This window comes from Baekduia soli, from assembly GCF_007970665.1.
Classification (GTDB): domain Bacteria; phylum Actinomycetota; class Thermoleophilia; order Solirubrobacterales; family Solirubrobacteraceae; genus Baekduia; species Baekduia soli.
This window is the reverse complement of record NZ_CP042430.1, coordinates 1037394-1052717: the sequence shown is the minus strand read 5'-3', so window position 1 is coordinate 1052717 and position 15324 is coordinate 1037394. Positions and strand designations below refer to the sequence as shown.

15 protein-coding genes are annotated in these 15324 nt (G+C 74.3%); 8 read left to right on the top strand and 7 right to left on the bottom strand.

The features are described from left to right. Nucleotides 1–8: 8 nt before the first annotated feature. The 5 genes from FSW04_RS04895 to FSW04_RS04875 form a co-directional block, all read right to left on the bottom strand. Nucleotides 9–605, bottom strand: a complete 597-nt coding sequence (locus tag FSW04_RS04895) for a nucleotide exchange factor GrpE (RefSeq protein ID WP_146916847.1) — start codon at nucleotides 603–605, stop codon at nucleotides 9–11. Then, nucleotides 602–2530, bottom strand: a complete 1929-nt coding sequence (gene dnaK / locus FSW04_RS04890; protein WP_146916845.1) for a molecular chaperone DnaK — start codon at nucleotides 2528–2530, stop codon at nucleotides 602–604. Before dnaK ends, FSW04_RS04895 begins: the two co-directional genes overlap by 4 nt. A gap of 126 nt (nucleotides 2531–2656) precedes the next feature. Next, the gene (locus FSW04_RS04885; protein ID WP_146916843.1) at nucleotides 2657–3592 is read right to left on the bottom strand and encodes a GGDEF domain-containing response regulator; all 936 of its coding nucleotides are present in this window, start codon (nucleotides 3590–3592) and stop codon (nucleotides 2657–2659) included. Nucleotides 3593–3997: 405 nt separating this feature from the next. Beyond that, entirely contained in the window at nucleotides 3998–4708 is a 711-nt protein-coding gene (locus FSW04_RS04880) for an endonuclease III domain-containing protein (RefSeq protein ID WP_146916841.1), read from the bottom strand. After that, nucleotides 4705–5547 (bottom strand): carbohydrate kinase family protein, encoded by an 843-nt coding sequence (locus FSW04_RS04875; protein WP_187369257.1) that lies wholly within the window; start codon nucleotides 5545–5547, stop codon nucleotides 4705–4707. Before FSW04_RS04875 ends, FSW04_RS04880 begins: the two co-directional genes overlap by 4 nt. A 215-nt stretch (nucleotides 5548–5762) precedes the next feature. Here FSW04_RS04875 and FSW04_RS04870 point away from each other — a divergent pair, with 215 nt between their 5' ends. The 8 genes from FSW04_RS04870 (at nucleotide 5763) to FSW04_RS04835 (ending at nucleotide 13919) form a co-directional block, all read left to right on the top strand. Continuing rightward, nucleotides 5763–6203, top strand: a complete 441-nt coding sequence (locus FSW04_RS04870) for a CAP domain-containing protein (RefSeq protein ID WP_146916836.1) — start codon at nucleotides 5763–5765, stop codon at nucleotides 6201–6203. A gap of 20 nt (nucleotides 6204–6223) precedes the next feature. Next, nucleotides 6224–7789 carry a hypothetical protein gene (locus FSW04_RS25660; protein ID WP_187369256.1) on the top strand — a complete coding sequence of 522 codons (1566 nt, stop codon included), beginning with the start codon at nucleotides 6224–6226 and terminating at the stop codon, nucleotides 7787–7789. Between the two features lie 78 nt (nucleotides 7790–7867). Next, on the top strand, nucleotides 7868–8644 hold the full coding sequence (locus FSW04_RS04860) for a phosphatase PAP2 family protein (protein ID WP_187369255.1): 777 nt from the start codon (nucleotides 7868–7870) through the stop codon (nucleotides 8642–8644). Between the two features lie 19 nt (nucleotides 8645–8663). After that, nucleotides 8664–9302, top strand: a complete 639-nt coding sequence (locus tag FSW04_RS04855) for a CDP-alcohol phosphatidyltransferase family protein (protein ID WP_146916832.1) — start codon at nucleotides 8664–8666, stop codon at nucleotides 9300–9302. Between the two features lie 85 nt (nucleotides 9303–9387). Next, nucleotides 9388–10623: an inositol-3-phosphate synthase gene (locus tag FSW04_RS04850; protein ID WP_228430898.1), complete on the top strand. Its 1236-nt coding sequence runs from the start codon at nucleotides 9388–9390 to the stop codon at nucleotides 10621–10623. Between the two features lie 79 nt (nucleotides 10624–10702). Further along, nucleotides 10703–12577, top strand: a complete 1875-nt coding sequence (locus FSW04_RS04845; protein WP_146923497.1) for a PHP domain-containing protein — start codon at nucleotides 10703–10705, stop codon at nucleotides 12575–12577. 47 nt (nucleotides 12578–12624) lie between these two features. Next, on the top strand, nucleotides 12625–13230 hold the full coding sequence (locus FSW04_RS04840) for a uracil-DNA glycosylase family protein (protein WP_146916827.1): 606 nt from the start codon (nucleotides 12625–12627) through the stop codon (nucleotides 13228–13230). After that, a complete protein-coding gene (locus FSW04_RS04835; protein ID WP_146916825.1) occupies nucleotides 13203–13919 on the top strand; it encodes a hypothetical protein in 717 nt (238 codons plus the stop codon). Before FSW04_RS04840 ends, FSW04_RS04835 begins: the two co-directional genes overlap by 28 nt. On the opposite strand, the gene FSW04_RS04830 is transcribed toward FSW04_RS04835, so the two are convergent. Both FSW04_RS04830 and FSW04_RS04825 read right to left on the bottom strand, forming a co-directional pair. Further along, nucleotides 13916–14296 carry a nuclear transport factor 2-like protein gene (locus FSW04_RS04830; protein ID WP_146916823.1) on the bottom strand — a complete coding sequence of 127 codons (381 nt, stop codon included), beginning with the start codon at nucleotides 14294–14296 and terminating at the stop codon, nucleotides 13916–13918. The two genes, FSW04_RS04835 and FSW04_RS04830, sit on opposite strands and share 4 nt — an antisense overlap. After that, nucleotides 14293–15240 (bottom strand): alcohol dehydrogenase catalytic domain-containing protein, encoded by a 948-nt coding sequence (locus FSW04_RS04825; RefSeq protein WP_146916821.1) that lies wholly within the window; start codon nucleotides 15238–15240, stop codon nucleotides 14293–14295. The genes FSW04_RS04830 and FSW04_RS04825 overlap by 4 nt, the downstream gene beginning before the upstream one ends. Nucleotides 15241–15324: the final 84 nt, after the last annotated feature.

The window sequence follows — 15324 nt, the reverse complement described above, 5'->3', positions numbered from 1 at the left end:
GTGCCTCGTCATGCCGCCACCACGACCTTGGCCGCGCGCAGGACCTCGTCCTTGTAGCGGTAGCCGGGCTGGTAGACCTGGACGATCGTGCCGCTCGGGGTGCCCTCGACGGGCATCTGCGACAGCGCCTCGTGCTGGTGGGGGTCGAACGCCTCGCCGTCGGGCGTGTAGGGCTCGATGCCCACGCGCGTCAGCGCGGCCAGCAGCTCGGCCTGCACGAGGCGGATGCCCTTCGTCAGGTGGTGCTCGCTGTCGCCCTCCTCGGCCTCGGCGTGCGCCAGGGCGCGGTCGAGGTTGTCCAGCGAGGGCAGCAGCTCGCGCGCCAGGCGGCCCACGCCGCGGGCGTTGGCCAGCTCGACGTCACGCCGGGCGCGCTTGCGCACGTTCTCGGTCTCGGCCGCCGCCCGCAGGTACAGGTCCTTGTAGTCGGGCTCGGCCGGGACCTCGGGCTCGTCCGGCGCCGCGGCCTCGGGCCCGGCGCCGCCGGGCGCCGCGGCGGCCTCGGGCTCGTCCGGCGCCGCGGTCGGCGCCGGAGCCTCCTCCGGCGCCGCCTCGGCCACGGGGTCCTGCACGCCGTCGGCGGTGGTCTCGCCGTGGTCGCTCACGACGACCGGCCCTCGTCCACGACCTCGGCGTCCACCACGTCCTCCTCGGCCGCCGCGCCGTCGGCGCCGGCGCCGTTGGCCGCCGCGCCCTCGCCGCCGGCCTGGGCCGCCGCGGCCTGCTGCTGGGCCTTCTCGTACATGGCCTCGGAGACCTTGTGGAAGCTGACCTGCAGCGCCTCGGACTTCGCGTTGATCTCGTCCGGGTTCTCGCTGGTCAGCGCCTCGCGGACGGCCTTGACGTGCTCCTCGATGTCGGCCTTGGAGGCGTCGTCGACCTGGTCGCCGAGGTCCTTGAGCTGGCGCTCGGCCTGGTAGGCGGCGTTCTCGGCGTTGTTGCGCGCCTCGGCCAGCTCGCGGGCCTTGCGGTCCTCCTCGGCGTGCGCCTCGGCGTCGCCGACCATCTGCTTGATCTCGGACTCGCTGAGGCCCGACCCGGCCTTGATCTCGATCTTCTGCTCCTTGCCGGTGCCCAGGTCCTTGGCGGACACGGCGAGGATGCCGTTGGCGTCGATGTCGAACGTGACCTCGACCTGGGGGATGCCGCGCGGGGCCGGCGGGATGCCCGTGAGCTGGAACTTGCCCAGCGACTTGTTGTAGGTGGCCATCTCGCGCTCGCCCTGCAGGACGTGGATCTCCACCGACGGCTGGTTGTCCTCGGCCGTCGAGAAGACCTCGCCCTTGCGGGTCGGGATCGTCGTGTTGCGCTCGATGAGCTTGGTCATCACGCCGCCCTTGGTCTCGATGCCGAGCGTGAGCGGGGTGACGTCGAGCAGGAGGACGTCCTTGACCTCGCCGCCCAGGACGCCGGCCTGGATGGCCGCGCCGACGGCGACGACCTCGTCGGGGTTGACGCCGCGGTGGGGCTCGGAGCCCGTGAGCGCCTTGACCTTCTCCTGCACGGCGGGCATGCGGGTCATGCCGCCCACCAGGACGACGTGGTCGATCTTGTCGGCGCCCTTGGCCTTGGCGTCGTCGAGCGCCTGGCGGACCGGCGCGACGACGCGGTCCAGCAGCAGGGAGGTCAGCTCGTTGAACTTCGCGCGGGTGATGCGCACGTCGAGGTGCTTGGGCCCGGACTGGTCGGCGGTGATGAAGGGCAGGTTGATCTGCGACTCCTGCGCCGTGCTCAGCTCGATCTTGGCCTTCTCGGCGGCCTCGTAGAGGCGCTGGAGGGCCATGGGGTCCTGGGTGAGGTCGATGGCCTGGTCGCGCTTGAACTCCGCCGCGAGCCAGTCGACGATCGCCTTGTCCCAGTTGTCGCCGCCGAGGTGGTTGTCGCCGGCGGTCGACTTGACCTCGAAGACGCCATCGCCGATCTCCAGCACGGACACGTCGAACGTGCCGCCGCCGAGGTCGAAGACGAGGATCGTCTGGTCGGTCTCCTTGTCGAGGCCGTAGGCCAGCGACGCCGCCGTCGGCTCGTTGATGATGCGCTTGACGTCGAGGCCGGCGATCTTGCCGGCGTCCTTGGTCGCCTGGCGCTGGTCGTCGTTGAAGTAGGCGGGGACGGTGATGACCGCGCCGTCGACGGTCTCGCCGAGGTAGGCCTCGGCGTCGGCCTTGAGCTTGGCCAGGATCATCGCGGAGATCTCCGGCGGGCTGAACTGCTTGCCGCCCGCGTCGATGCGCGCGTCGCCGTTGGGGCCCGAGACGACCTTGTAGGGGACGATGGACTCCTCCTCGCGGACCTCGGCCTCCTTGCGGCCCATGAAGCGCTTGACGGAGAAGACGGTGTTCTGCGGGTTGGTCACCGCCTGGCGCTTGGCCACGGTGCCCACGAGCCGCTCGCCGCTCTGGGCGAACGCCACGACGGACGGGGTGGTGCGGCCGCCTTCGGCGTTCTCGATGACGGTCGGCTCGCCGCCTTCCAGGACGGCCATGCACGAGTTCGTCGTGCCGAGGTCGATGCCGATGGTCTTGCCCATGCTGTTCAGGTCTCCCGTTGTTCGTCTACGCAGGTGGAGGGGGAAAATCTGAGCGACATGATAGTAGATCTATGGCCGTACCGGGAGTCCGCCCGGTCCGGTCGCCGCGACGGGGGGCGCAGGCGGCTACGCGGCGCGGGCGGCGCCCTCGGCCACGACGCGGTCGCGGCCGGCGGCCTTGGCGGCGTAGAGCGCCCGGTCGGCGCGGTGCACGAGGTCCTCGAGGTCGGCCCCGCCCCAGGCGGCCACGCCGATGCTGACCGTCATCCGCAGCGACGCGCCGTTGGCGTCGATCGGGGTGGCGCCGACGGCCGCGCGCAGCGCCTCGGCGACGGCGGTCGCCGCCGCGGGCGCCGTCTCGGGCAGCGCGACGAGGAACTCCTCGCCGCCCCAGCGGCCGACGAGGTCCTCCCGGCGCACGCGGTCGCGCAGGCGGCGGCCGAGCTCGCGCAGCACGACGTCGCCCGCGGCGTGGCCGTGGTCGTCGTTGACGAGCTTGAAGCGGTCGGCGTCGACCACGAGGACCGCGAGCTGCTGGCCGTGGCGACGGGCGCGGCTGAGCAGCACCTCGAGCTGGCGCGTGGTCCCGCGGCGGTTGGGCAGCTCGGTGAGCTCGTCGCGGTAGGCGAGGTCCTCCAGGTCGGCATAGCGGCGCAGGGCCAGGTCGAGCAGCTGGCGCGAGCGGAAGGCGGCCCGGACGCGGGCGATGAGCTCGGGGCGGACCTCCGTGCTCGTCCAGACGTCGGCGGCGCCGGCTCCGAGGGCCTCGACGACGGGGCCGACGTCCGAGCACGGGCGCAGGAGGATGACCGCGGTGCTCAGCAGCTCCGGGTCGCCGGCGACGTCGCGGACCAGCGACCGGCGCTCGTCGTCGAGCGCGTGGTCGAGCAGCACGACGTCGGGATGGTCGCGACGCACGGCCTCCGCGGCGCTGACGCGGTCGCCGGCCTCGCCGACCCGCGCGCCCACGGCCTCCAGCAGCGAGCGCGCCTGCGTGCGCAGCCCCGCGTCGCGCAGGGCGACGAGGACCCGCACATGCTGGAGGGGACCGGAGCCGGACATCCAGCCTTCCATTCCCCGCGCCGGGCAGCGCGAACCTCGACCTTGCGTCCAGGCACCCCTGGGCGTCGCCGGCGGCGGACAGGCCGGCCGCGGCCGGCCGCCGCTCGGCGCGCCGGGCACGCGCGAGGAACAGCGACGGCTCCGTGAGCCCGAGCTCGAGCAGCAGCGGCGCGCGGTCGGCGGCACGTTCTCGCAGGGGGTGGGCAAGGGCCCGCCGAGAGCTGGACCATCACCGTGCGGCCCGAGACGTGGATCGCCGCGGCCGGCGTCGCCGCGCGCGGCCTGCCCGGCGCCGAGGCGCGCCGTCCCAGACCACCACGTCGGCGCCGCCGCAGGCGCCCGGCAGCCCGGCGTCGTCGGGGTCGCCCTGGGGCAGCGCCGCGCAGGTGGCCAGCGCGACGCGGGTCACGTGCCGGCCGTCCCGCGCGCGTACGGGCACATGCGGCGCAGCGCGCAGCCGCCGCAGGCCGGGCGCTGGGCGTGGCACGTGCGCCGGCCGTGGCGCAGCAGGTTGATGTGCAGCTCGAGCTCGGCGCCGGGCGGGGTCAGGGCCAGCATCGCGTCGTGCAGCTCCTCGAACGGGGCCCCCGGGCGCAGCAGGTGCAGACGCATCCCGACGCGGGAGACGTGCGTGTCGACGGGCACGTCGCGCAGGCCCAGCGCGAAGAGCAGGACGCAGGCGGCGGTCTTGCGGCCCACGCCGGGCAGCGCGACGAGGAACGCGCGTGACGCCTCCACGGGCGCGTCGCGCATCCACCCGAGGTCCAGGCCCTCGCCGCCCGGGTTGGCGGCCTCGATCGCGGCGAGGATCGCGACGATGCGCGCCGACTTCACCTTGGAGATCCCGCCGGGGCGGATGGCCTCCTCCACCTCGGCGACGGGCGCGTCGCGGACGGCCTCCCACGTCGGCAGGCGCTCGCGCAGGCGCAGGAAGGCGACGTCGCGGTTGCGGTCGTTGGTCGACTGAGACAGGACGGTGAGCACGAGCTCGGCCAGCGGGTCGCCGTGGGGCGGCGCGCACGGCACGCCGTAGACATCGCGCAGCCGCTCACGGATGCGGCCGACCCGGGCGGCCGCCGGGGCGCGCCACGCGCTGCGCGCGACGGCCGCGCTCACGCCGCCGCGGCCTGCGCCGCGTCGGGCAGCATCGCCGCCAGCGCGGCCGGGTAGAAGCCCGTGCGCACCAGGGCGGCCAGCAGCACGCCGGTCAGCGCCGCGCCGCCGTCGGGCCCGGGCACGGGACCGGCCACCTCGCGGTCCACCCCGCCACGGAGCAGCGCCCCGCCGGCGTCCAGGCGCACGACGACATGCCCGGCGCCGGCCGCGCGCAGCGACGCGGTCGCGGCCTCCACGTCGCGCTCACCCGTCAGCGCCCGAGCCTCGTGCTCGGTGCAGCTGACCAGGAACGCCCCGGGCACGCAGGCCCCGAGCACCTCGACGGCCGCCGACGTCGACCGCCAGTGGGCGGGCTGCAGGTCGGGGTGCAGGATCACCGGGCGCCCGGCGGCCAGCGCCCGCTCGCGCACCTCCAGCGTGCGCTCCCGGTCGTCCTCGTCGACGAGCGTCTCCGAGCTCAGCACGAGCGCGGCGGCGGCCTGCACGGCGTCGCCGAGCCCGTCGGCCACGCCCCGTGGCGCCCCGCCGTACCGCACGGCGCTGCGCTGCCCGCCCGGCGTGACGGTCACGAAGCTGACCGGCGTCGGTGCGTCGGTCGTCGTCACCCAGGCGAGGTCCACGCCCTCGGACTCCAGGCGCGCGCGCAGCCAGCCGCCCCAGGCGTCCTCGCCGACCGTGCACGCCATCGCCGTCGGAGCGCCCCGTCGCGCTGCCGCCACCGCGAGCAGGGCGACCGCGCCGCCGAGGCGCGGCACGAAGCCGCCCGCGTCGGCCAGCGTCGCCACCGGCTGCTCGCACACCAGGTCCACGAGAGCCTCTCCGAGGCAGAGCGTCAGCATCCGGCGCCCACCGTACCGCCGGGCGGCCAACGGACAGCACCCCCCGACTGCGGGATGGCGTGCGACGTCGGAGCCGGATAAGGTGCCCGCACCGGTCCCCGGGCGATCGTCACGCTCGGAGTTCGGCATCGGCCGCCATCGGCCTTCAATCAAGGTCCCGGGCACGGACTGCCCGCTTCCCCTGATCCGCAAACCACGGACCCGGAGAACGAGTCATGCCCGTCACCGCACCGCCTCCCACCGCCGTCGCCGCCGCCACACCGGTCGACTCGGCCATCGTCCGCGCCATCAACCGCGTCCGCCGGACCCACGGCCTGTGCTCCGTGCGCTTCAACCCCGGCCTCGCCGGCGTCGCCCGCGCGCATTCCGTGGACATGCTGCGCCACAACGTCCTGAGCCACGCGTCGTTCAACGGCTCGTCGTTCACCGCGCGCCTCTCGCGCGCCGGCCGCCACCGCCGCTACGGCGAGACGCTGGCCTGGGCGCCCAACGGCGCCGGCGTCACCCCCAGCGTGCTGGTCCAGCTCTGGATGAACTCCGCGCCGCACCGCGCCGTGCTCATGGACGGCCGCCTGCGCCGCATCGGCGTGGGCTCTGCCGTCGGCATGATGGGCGCCCAGGCCGGCGCGGCCATCACCGCCGACTGGTCCTCGTAGCACCCACGGGGCCGGCGGTCGTGCAGGCGGCGAGGATCGCGCAGCCGCCCGCATGGCTGCTGGCTGCGGCGCTCGCCGGGCTCTACCTGCTCCTCGATCCGCCGAGCGCCGACCTCGCGGCCCAGACCTACCGCACCTGGCTCTTCCACCACGCGGGGTTCACGATCTGGGACAACGGCTGGTACGCCGGGCACCACGTCCCGGCCTACTCCGTCCTCTTCCCGCCGCTCTCGGCGCTGCTGGGGCCGCGCGTCGTGGGCGCGCTGGCCGCCGTCGGGGCCGCGTGGGCGTTCGAGCGCCTCGCCGCGACGACCCGGCCCGCCGGAGCACGGCCCGCGGCGCTGCTGTTCGCGGTGGCCACCGCCGCGCCGCTGGTCTCCGGGCGCCTCACGTTCGCGCTGGGCGTGGCGACGGCGGTCGCCGCGGCGCTCGCGCTGGCCCGCGGGCGGCTCGGGCTCGCCGCCCTGGCCGGGACCGCCACCGCCCTGGCCAGCCCGGTCGCCGCGGTCTTCCTGGCCCTCGCGCTCGTGGCCCGCGGCGCCGGGCACCGCGACCGCCGCGGGCTGCTGACCACGCTCGCGCTGCTCGTGGCCACCCTCGCCCCCGCGGGGGTGCTGAGCCTGCTGTTTCCCGAGGGCGGCGACTTCCCGTTCGCCGCCTCGGCCCTGTGGCCGAGCCTGGGCGCCACGCTGCTGGTCGGCGTGCTGCTGCCACGCGGCGAGCGGGCGCTGCGCCTGGGCGTCGGGCTCTACGCCCTGCTGCTCGTGGCCGCCGCGGCCCTCTCCACCCCGATGGGCGGCAACGCCGTGCGGCTGGGCGCCGTGATGGCCGCGCCCGTGGCGGCCCTGGTGCTGTGGCCGGCGCGGCGCGGCGTCCTGCTCGCCCTGGCTCCGCTGCTGCTGTACTGGCAGTGGACGACGCCGGTCAACGACTGGGTCCACGCGGCGCGCGACCCGTCGGTGCGCGCGCCCTACTACGCCGGGCTCCTGGCGCGCCTGGCCGCGGCCGGCGGGCCGCCCTTCCGCCTGGAGATCCCGTTCACCGACAACCACTGGGAGTCGGCGCGCGTGGGCACCCACGTCCCGCTGGCCCGGGGCTGGGAGCGCCAGATGGACCGCAAGGTCAACCGGCTCTTCTACGACGGCCGGCCCCTGACGGCGGCGCGCTACCGCCGCTGGCTCGACGAGAACGCCGTGCGCTTCGTCGCGCTGCCCGACGCCCCCCTGGACCCCTCGGCCGCCGCCGAGGCCGCCCTCGTGCGCCGCGGCATCCCGTACCTGGACGAGGTCTGGCACGACGCCCACTGGCGCCTGTTCGCCGTCCGCGACCCGGCGCCGCTGGCGCGCGGGGCGCGCGCCACCGCGCTGGGGATCGACAGCGTCACGCTGGACGCCCCGCGTGCGGGGCGCGTCGCGCTGCGCGTGCGCTGGACGCCGTACTGGCGCCTGGTGGCGGGCCGGGGCTGCGTCGTGGCCGACGGCGACTGGACCGCGCTGCAGCTCACGCGGCCCGGGCCGGCGCGGATCCGCGCGGACTTCGCGCCGGGCCGGGCCAGGGCGCGGACGCCACGGTGCACGCCCCGGTGACGTGGTCCGGTTAGGGGGTGTTAGGTACGGGCAACCCCCCTGCGTGGCACCGAGACGGCCGATAGGATGAGGCGTTCCATGCCAGTCGCCCTCCAACGACTGATGGGAAGGGTCTTCCCGCACGGTCCGCTCGATGTCCTGCGCCAGGTGGTGCTCTTCGCCTCGGCGTACTACATCTACCGCCTGACGCGCGGGGCCATCGACGACCCCCAGGGGACGACCACGGCGTTCCAGCATGCGCGCCACCTCATCTCGATCGAGCAGGCCACCGGCCTGTTCGTCGAGCCGACGGTGCAGACCTGGACGAGCGGCTGGTCCTTCGCGATGGACGTCGCGAGCTGGATCTACATCAACGCGCAGACCACGATCTGCCTGGCCGCGCTGATCTACATCTACCTGTTCCACAACGAGCGCTTCTACTTCGTGCGGAACATGTTCATCGTCGCGATGGCCGTCGCGCTGGTGGGCTACCTGCTCTACCCGACCGCGCCGCCCCGCTTCTTCCCCGAGCTCGGCTTCCAGGACGCGGTCGCCGACTTCACCGGGGTCGACCACAACAGCGTGGCCGTCAACTCGCTGTTCAACCCGTACGCCGCCGTGCCGTCCATGCACTGCTGCAACGCCCTGCTCATCGGCTGGTCGCTGGCGCAGATGGTCACCTGGCGGCCCGCTCGCATCTTCTGGGCCGCCTACCCGCTGCTCATGCTGTGGGTCGTGGTCTCCACGGGCAACCACTGGATCCTGGACGCCGTCCTCGGCGCGGCGACCGCGGCGCTGAGCTTCTACGCTGCCCGGTGGCTCGCGCAGAGGCGCCCCGAGGCGTGGGCCTTCTCGCCCATCGACGCCACGGCCTGAACCGCCCTCCCTCCCTCGCATGTCCACCCCTTCCCCTGAGCGCGGCGGACGCCGCACGGCGGCCTCCGACCAGCGCCTCGAGCTGGTGCGCAACCGGCTCATCGAGTCCCGCCTGACGCCGAACGCGATCTCGCTGACCGGGTTCGTGCTCTGCGTCGCCGCCGCGGTGCTCGTCGCCGAGCGGCTGTTCTTCCTCGGTGGCCTGACGTTCATCGTCGGCTCGGTCTGCGACACGCTCGACGGCCGCTACTCGCGGATGTCGGGCAAGGGCTCGCCGTTCGGCGCGTTCCTGGACTCGACGCTGGACCGGATCGAGGAGGGCGTCGTCCTCACGACGGTCGCCGCCTACTTCGCGTCGCGCGACATGCAGTTCGCCGTCGCGGCCTGCGTCGTGGCCGTCCTGGCATCGCTCATGGTGAGCTACACCCGGGCCCGCGCCGAGGCGCTGGGCGTCGAGTGCAAGGTCGGCATCGCCACCCGCGCGGTGCGCGTCGTGATCCTCAGCGCCGGCCTCCTGTTCGCCAAGGGCGCGTCTCTGGCAGACTTCGAGCTGCTCGCCCCCGCTGTGTACGTCCTCGCGGGGCTGAGCACGATCACCGTCCTGCAGCGGATCCTGCACGTCCGCAAGGCTCTCACCGAGCCTGCCCCTGCGGCCTGAACCCCTTCGCCAGGACACCGGATCCTGTAACCGCAGGCCCTCTGCGGGGTGGATGATTCCGGACTTCGAGAAAGGCAACTCTCCCTTGAGCACCAACGGCACCAACGGCGTCACCGCCCCCGACAAGACCGGCTCCGCCCCCGCGACCAACGGCTCCGCCCGCTACCAGCGCGACAAGGTCCGCGTGGCGATCATCGGCGTCGGCAACTGCGCCAACTCCCTCGTCCAGGGCGTCTACCACTACGCCGACGATGACCGCAACGAGACCATCCCCGGCCTCATGCACAACGATCTCGGCGGCTACCACCCGCGCGACATCGAGTTCACCTGCGCCTTCGACATCAACAAGACGAAGGTCGGCAAGGACCTGGCCCAGGCGATCTGGGCGGCCCCGAACGACACGATCAAGTTCACCAGCAAGGTCCCCAAGAGGCTCAACGTCCCGGTCTACCGGGGCATGACGCACGACGGCCTGGGCAAGTACCTCTCCCAGAAGATCACCAAGGCGCCCGGCGAGACCGCCGACATCGTGTCGATCCTCAAGGAGACCCACACCGACGTCGTGGTCTCCTATCTGCCGGTCGGCTCCGAGCAGGCGACGAAGTGGTACGTCGAGCAGGTCCTCGAGGCCGGCTGCGGCTTCGTGAACTGCATCCCCGTCTTCATCGCCCGCGAGGACTACTGGGACAAGCGCTTCAAGAAGGCCGGCCTGCCGATCATCGGCGACGACATCAAGTCCCAGGTCGGCGCGACGATCACCCACCGCGTCCTGGCGCGCCTGTTCCACGAACGCGGCGTCAAGCTCAAGCGGACCTCGCAGCTCAACGTGGGCGGCAACATGGACTTCTTCAACATGCTCGAGCGCGAGCGCCTGGAGTCCAAGAAGATCTCCAAGACCAACGCGGTGACCTCGGTCGCCGGGCTGGACATCCCCGCCGACGACGTGCACGTCGGCCCCTCGGACTACGTGCCGTGGCTCACCGACCGCAAGTGGGCCCACATCCGCCTCGAGGGCGAGGCCTTCGGCGGCGTGCCGCTGACCGCCGAGCTCAAGCTCGAGGTCTGGGACTCGCCGAACTCCGCCGGGATCGTCATCGACGCCGTGCGCCTGGCCAAGCTCGCGCTGAACAACGGCATCGGCGGCCAGCTCGACGGCCCGAGCTCCTACCTCATGAAGTCGCCGCACACCCAGCGCCCCGACGACGAGGCGCGCGACGCGACCGAGAAGTTCATCGCCAGGTATGCCAGGGGCAAGGCGCTCACCACGCCCAAGGGCCGCAAGGCCCCGGCGCGCAGCGCCGCCCGCGCCGCGAAGTCCTAGGACCCGCGCCGGCATCGCCGTCTCCAGCGGCCCGCCTCCGGCGGGCCGCTCAGCGTTCTATGCTCATGGCGTGGACCCCATGGCGATCGCCCAGGTCTCGCCCTACGCGTGGGAGGACCGGCACGAGGTCAACACCTACGTCGCGCGGCTGAGCGCCGAGCTCGCGGCCCGCGGCCACCGCATCGTCGTGGCCGCCCCGTCCCGCGACGAGGCCGCCGTGCGGGCCACGCGCAAGGCCATCCGCGCCGGCGACATCCTGGGCCCGCCGGGCGAGGTCCGCGTGCTGGCCGTCGGCGAGGCCCTGACCACCGTCTCGCCGGCCCGCCCGGGCCGCGGGCGCCCCGCGGTGCCGATCGACGTCGCACGCACCGTCGAGCAGCTCCTGACGGAGACCCCGTTGGACATCTGCCACGTCCACGAGCCGTTCGCGCCGTCGGTCGCCTCCGTCGCACTGCGCCACTCGCGCGCGCTGAACGTCGGGACGTTCCACGCGCCCGCCGAGCGCGTCGTGGCCACCCAGGTCGCCCGCAAGCTCGTGACGCTCGTCTTCGGCCGCCTCGACGCCCGCCACGCGGCGTTCGGCGCCACGCGCGACCTCATGACGCGCTTCTTCGCCGCCCCCTACGAGGTCATCGGGCCGGGCACCGACGCCGTGGTCGCCGGCGCGGGCCCCGCCGACGCCGGCGCCCCGGTGCGCCTGCTGTTCGTCGACGTCGAGGAGCGCGGTGCGCTGCGCACCTTCCTGCGCGCCCTGCGGCGCCTGGACCTCGCGCTGCCCTGGGAGGCCCGTGTCATCAGCGCCCGCGGGCCGTCGTCCTCGACGCCGCTGCGCGCCGAGCTGGCCGCGCGGGTGCACTTCGCCATCGACGGCGAGGACGAGGCGCTGGCCTGGGCCGACGTGCTCGTGGCCGCCTCGGCCGGGACGCTGACGGCGCCCGGGCTCGTCCTGCGCGCCACCGCCGCGGGCGCCGTGCCCGTCGTCTCCCGCCTGCCCGTCTACGAGGGCCTGGCTCAGGACCACGGCCTGCTCTTCGAGGCCGGCGACGTCGAGGTGCTCGCCGCCCAGCTCACGCGCCTCATCGATGACCCCGGGCTGCGGGAGCGCCTGTGCGCGGCCGCACCGGCGCCGCGGGCCTGGTCGGAGGTCGCCGACGACGTGCTGCGGTCCTACGAGGCGCTGCTGGCCCGCCGCCACGACGAGACGGGCTCCCCGGAGCTCTGGGCCCGGCTGGAGGGCCGGCGCACCATCGAGGTCGACCTGCACATGCACACCGACCACAGCCACGACTGCGCCACGCCCGTCGAGCACCTGCTGGCCACCGCCCGCGACCAGGGCCTGGGCGCCATCGCGGTCACGGACCACAACGAGGTCTCCGGCGCCCTGGAGGCCGCCGCCAAGGCCGCGGAGTTCGGCGTGAAGATCATCGTGGGCGAGGAGGTCATGACCGCCTCCCAGGGCGAGGTCATCGGCCTGTTCCTCACGGAGCGCATCCCGCGCGGGCTGACGCTGGAGGAGACCGTCGCCGAGATCAAGCGCCAGGGCGGCCTGGTCTACGTGCCCCACCCGTTCGACCGCATGCACGCGGTGCCCGACTACGAGCACCTGCACAAGATCCTCGACGACGTCGACCTCATCGAGGTCTACAACCCGCGGGTGGCGATCGGCTCCTTCAACGAGGAGGCCCAGCGCTTCGCGGCCAAGTACCGCATCGTGCGTGGCGCCGGGTCCGACAGCCACGTCGCGGCCGGCCTGGGCTCCGTGCGGATCCGGATGCGCGACTTCGACGGTCCGCAGCAGTTCATGGAGTCCCTGCGCCACGCGGACATCGTCACGAAATCGGGCACCCTGCTCTACGTGCAGGCGCTCAAGTTCCTCGAGACCCGGGCCACGCCCCGGGCCGCGCGGCGCGCGCGGCGCGAGCGGCGGGTCCGGCGCGCGACGCGCAAGGGCTGATGCAGGCGCAGGGCCCTGATCCGGGGGCGTCGAACCTCGGATCGTCCATGCCGGCAACCGATGACGAGATCCGCGAGAAGTACCTCGAGCGCGCCATCCGCGAGCTCAACACCCTGACCCGGGAGCTCCAGGGCTGCGAGGCCTGTCCGCGCGGCGGCATCATGCCGGTGCTCGGGTCGGGCCACCCCCAGGCCGACGTCTTCCTGCTCAAGCACGCCCCCATGCCCTCGGAGGTCGAGGAGGGCGTCGCGTTCTACGGACGCTCGGGCTCGGCCCTGATGAAGGCGCTCAAGCGCCTCCAGGTCGACCCGCTGGCCGTCTACGGGACGCTGGTGGCCAAGTGCCCGGTCGGCGACCCGTCGCTGGCCGACCCCGGCTGCGTGGCGCGGGTCGTGGAGGAGCTGGCGATCGTCCAGCCCAAGATCGTGGTCGTGATGGGCTCCGACGCCGTGTCCGCGCTCAACGACCTCGACGTGCCGCTCGGCCGCCCGGTGGCCGACCGCCCGGGCGAGATCCAGCAGCTGACCCCGTCCATCGACGCCCTCGTGACGCCGAACATCGACGAGGCGCTGGACGAGGAGTCGGCCAAGCGGGCCTTCTGGTCGGCGTTCCGGGTCCTGGGCGAGTGGTACGCGGACCTGCCGCCGTACTAGGCCTGCTCGCGGCGGCCCAGGCCTACGTCTTCGTCGCCCCGGAGCTGCCGATCGTCACGCCGGTGGACCTGTCCATCGTCCTGGCGTGCGCCGTCGGGGCGGCGGCGGTCGTCGCGTGCGCCTCGGCGGTCCCGCCGCTGTCCGACGTCCCGCCGCTGCTGTGGCTCGTCGTCCTGGGCGCGGGGATCCTCATCACCGCGCTCAACGTGTCCGACGTCGGCGCGGGCGCCACCCCGATCGAGACCCTCGGCTACGCAGGGATCGGCGCGGTGTTCGCCGCCGGGCTGCTCTCGCCGTCGCTGGCGATCGGGCTGCCCCTGTTCGTCGCGGTCGTCGACGTCGTCAGCACGCTGGGCGGCGGGCCGAGCGAGACGCTGGCCAACGCCGGCACCACGCGGCCCGGCGACCCGCTGTCGCTCGAGCTGCCCGACTGGGGCACGGGGCTGCCCGCCGGGCGCCTGGGGATCTCCGACGCGGTCTTCATCGGCGTGTTCCTGGTCTACGCACGGAAGTTCGGGCTGCGGCCGCGCGCCACGGCCGTGGGGCTGTGGGTGGCCTCCGTCGCCGCCGTCGCGCTGAAGGTGTGGCTGGACACCGCGATCCCGGTCCTGCCGCTCATGGCCGCCGCGTACTTCCTGGTCAACGCGGACCGCATCCCGGCGCTCGTGCGCCGCGCCACGGCGTCCTAGGCGCCGCCGTCGCCGAGCTCGTGGCGGCGCCGGAAGCCGGGGACGGCGCGCCCGCCCTCCTCCGTCCAGACCTCGGTGGCGTGGGCGATGCGCGTCTCCTGCAGCTCGTAGACGGCGGCGCCGTGCCAGCGAGGGCCGCCGTCGGCGTAGGTCAGCACGACCCAGACCCCGATGTCGCGGCCGTCGCGCACGACGCGCCGGACGTCGATGGCGCGGCGGTCGACATCGAGGCGGTGGGCGGTGACGTAGTCGATCGCGCGGTCGAAGCGCTCGCCGGTGTGCGGCCAGCGGACGACCGCGTGCTCGTGCAGCTGGGCCTCGGCGGCCTCCCAGTCCTCCTTGCGCAGGGCGCGCCAGAGGCGCTCGACCGCGTTCATCGGCCCATCGTCAGCACGATCTTGCCGAGCTTGCCTCCGGCGGCGAAGCGCTCGTAGGCCGCGGCGACATCGTCGAGCGCGAAGGTCTCGGCCACGGGCACGCGCAGCGCGCCGCGCTCCAGCAGCGGCAGCACGTGGCGCTCCATGAGGCGCGCCGTGGCCGCCTTCTCCTCCAGGGGCCGCGCGCGCAGCGTGGAGGCGCTGATCCGGCCCCGCCTGCCCATCAGCGCGCCGAGGTTGAGCTCGGCCTTGGCGCCCGCCCCGATCCCGATGACGACGATGCGCCCGCCGGTCTCCAGCGCCTTGACGTCATCGGGCAGGTTGGGGGCGCCGACGAGCTCGAGCACGACGTCGAAGGGCCCGTGGTCGGCGAAGCCCTCGGGGTCCAGGACGGCCGCGGCGCCCAGGGCGCCGACGGCGTCGCGCAGGTCCGGGTTGCGCACCGTGGCGGTGACGCAGGCCCCCGCGGCGGCGCCGAGCTGCACGGCGGCCGTGCCGACGCCGCCCGCGGCGCCGTGGACGAGCAGGCGCTCCCCGGCGGCCAGGCCGCCCTGGGTGAACACGGCGTCGTAGGCGGTCGTGAAGACCTCGGGCACGCCGCCGGCGGCGTCCCAGTCCAGGCCCTCGGGCACGGGCATGAGCTGGCGCTCGTGTACGCGCGCCAGCTCGGCCTGGCCGCCGCCGCCGGTGATGGCCATCACGCGGTCGCCGGGCGCCCAGCGCGTGACCGCGTCGCCGACCGCGGCGACCTCGCCGGCCAGCTCGAGGCCGGGGATGTCGGCCGGGGCGCCGGGCGGGGCTGGGTACAGCCCGCGCCGCTGGAGCATGTCGGCGCCGTTGAGGCCCGCCGCGCGGACGGCGACCAGGACCTCGCCGTGGCCGGGCTGGGGATCGGGGTGCTCGGCGACGACGACCTCGCCGTCGCGGATGGTGGCGGCGCGCATGGCACGCAACCTACCCAACGCCCGGCGGGGCCCATCGCCGGGCCGCCGGGTCGTTACCTGCCGGGGAATCGACCGCGGCGCCGG

Excerpts from the sequence above, each read along its gene's own strand:
- dnaK (WP_146916845.1), bottom strand. The coding sequence starts at position 2,530 with ATGGGCAAGACCATCGGCATCGACCTCGGCACGACGAACTCGTGCATG.
- FSW04_RS04885 (WP_146916843.1), bottom strand. The coding sequence starts at position 3,592 with ATGTCCGGCTCCGGTCCCCTCCAGCATGTGCGGGTCCTCGTCGCCCTG.
- FSW04_RS04875 (WP_187369257.1), bottom strand. The coding sequence starts at position 5,547 with ATGCTGACGCTCTGCCTCGGAGAGGCTCTCGTGGACCTGGTGTGCGAG.
- FSW04_RS04870 (WP_146916836.1), top strand. The coding sequence starts at position 5,763 with ATGCCCGTCACCGCACCGCCTCCCACCGCCGTCGCCGCCGCCACACCG.
- FSW04_RS04860 (WP_187369255.1), top strand. The coding sequence starts at position 7,868 with ATGCCAGTCGCCCTCCAACGACTGATGGGAAGGGTCTTCCCGCACGGT.
- FSW04_RS04855 (WP_146916832.1), top strand. The coding sequence starts at position 8,664 with ATGTCCACCCCTTCCCCTGAGCGCGGCGGACGCCGCACGGCGGCCTCC.
- FSW04_RS04845 (WP_146923497.1), top strand. The coding sequence starts at position 10,703 with ATGGCGATCGCCCAGGTCTCGCCCTACGCGTGGGAGGACCGGCACGAG.
- FSW04_RS04840 (WP_146916827.1), top strand. The coding sequence starts at position 12,625 with ATGCCGGCAACCGATGACGAGATCCGCGAGAAGTACCTCGAGCGCGCC.
- FSW04_RS04830 (WP_146916823.1), bottom strand. The coding sequence starts at position 14,296 with ATGAACGCGGTCGAGCGCCTCTGGCGCGCCCTGCGCAAGGAGGACTGG.
- FSW04_RS04825 (WP_146916821.1), bottom strand. The coding sequence starts at position 15,240 with ATGCGCGCCGCCACCATCCGCGACGGCGAGGTCGTCGTCGCCGAGCAC.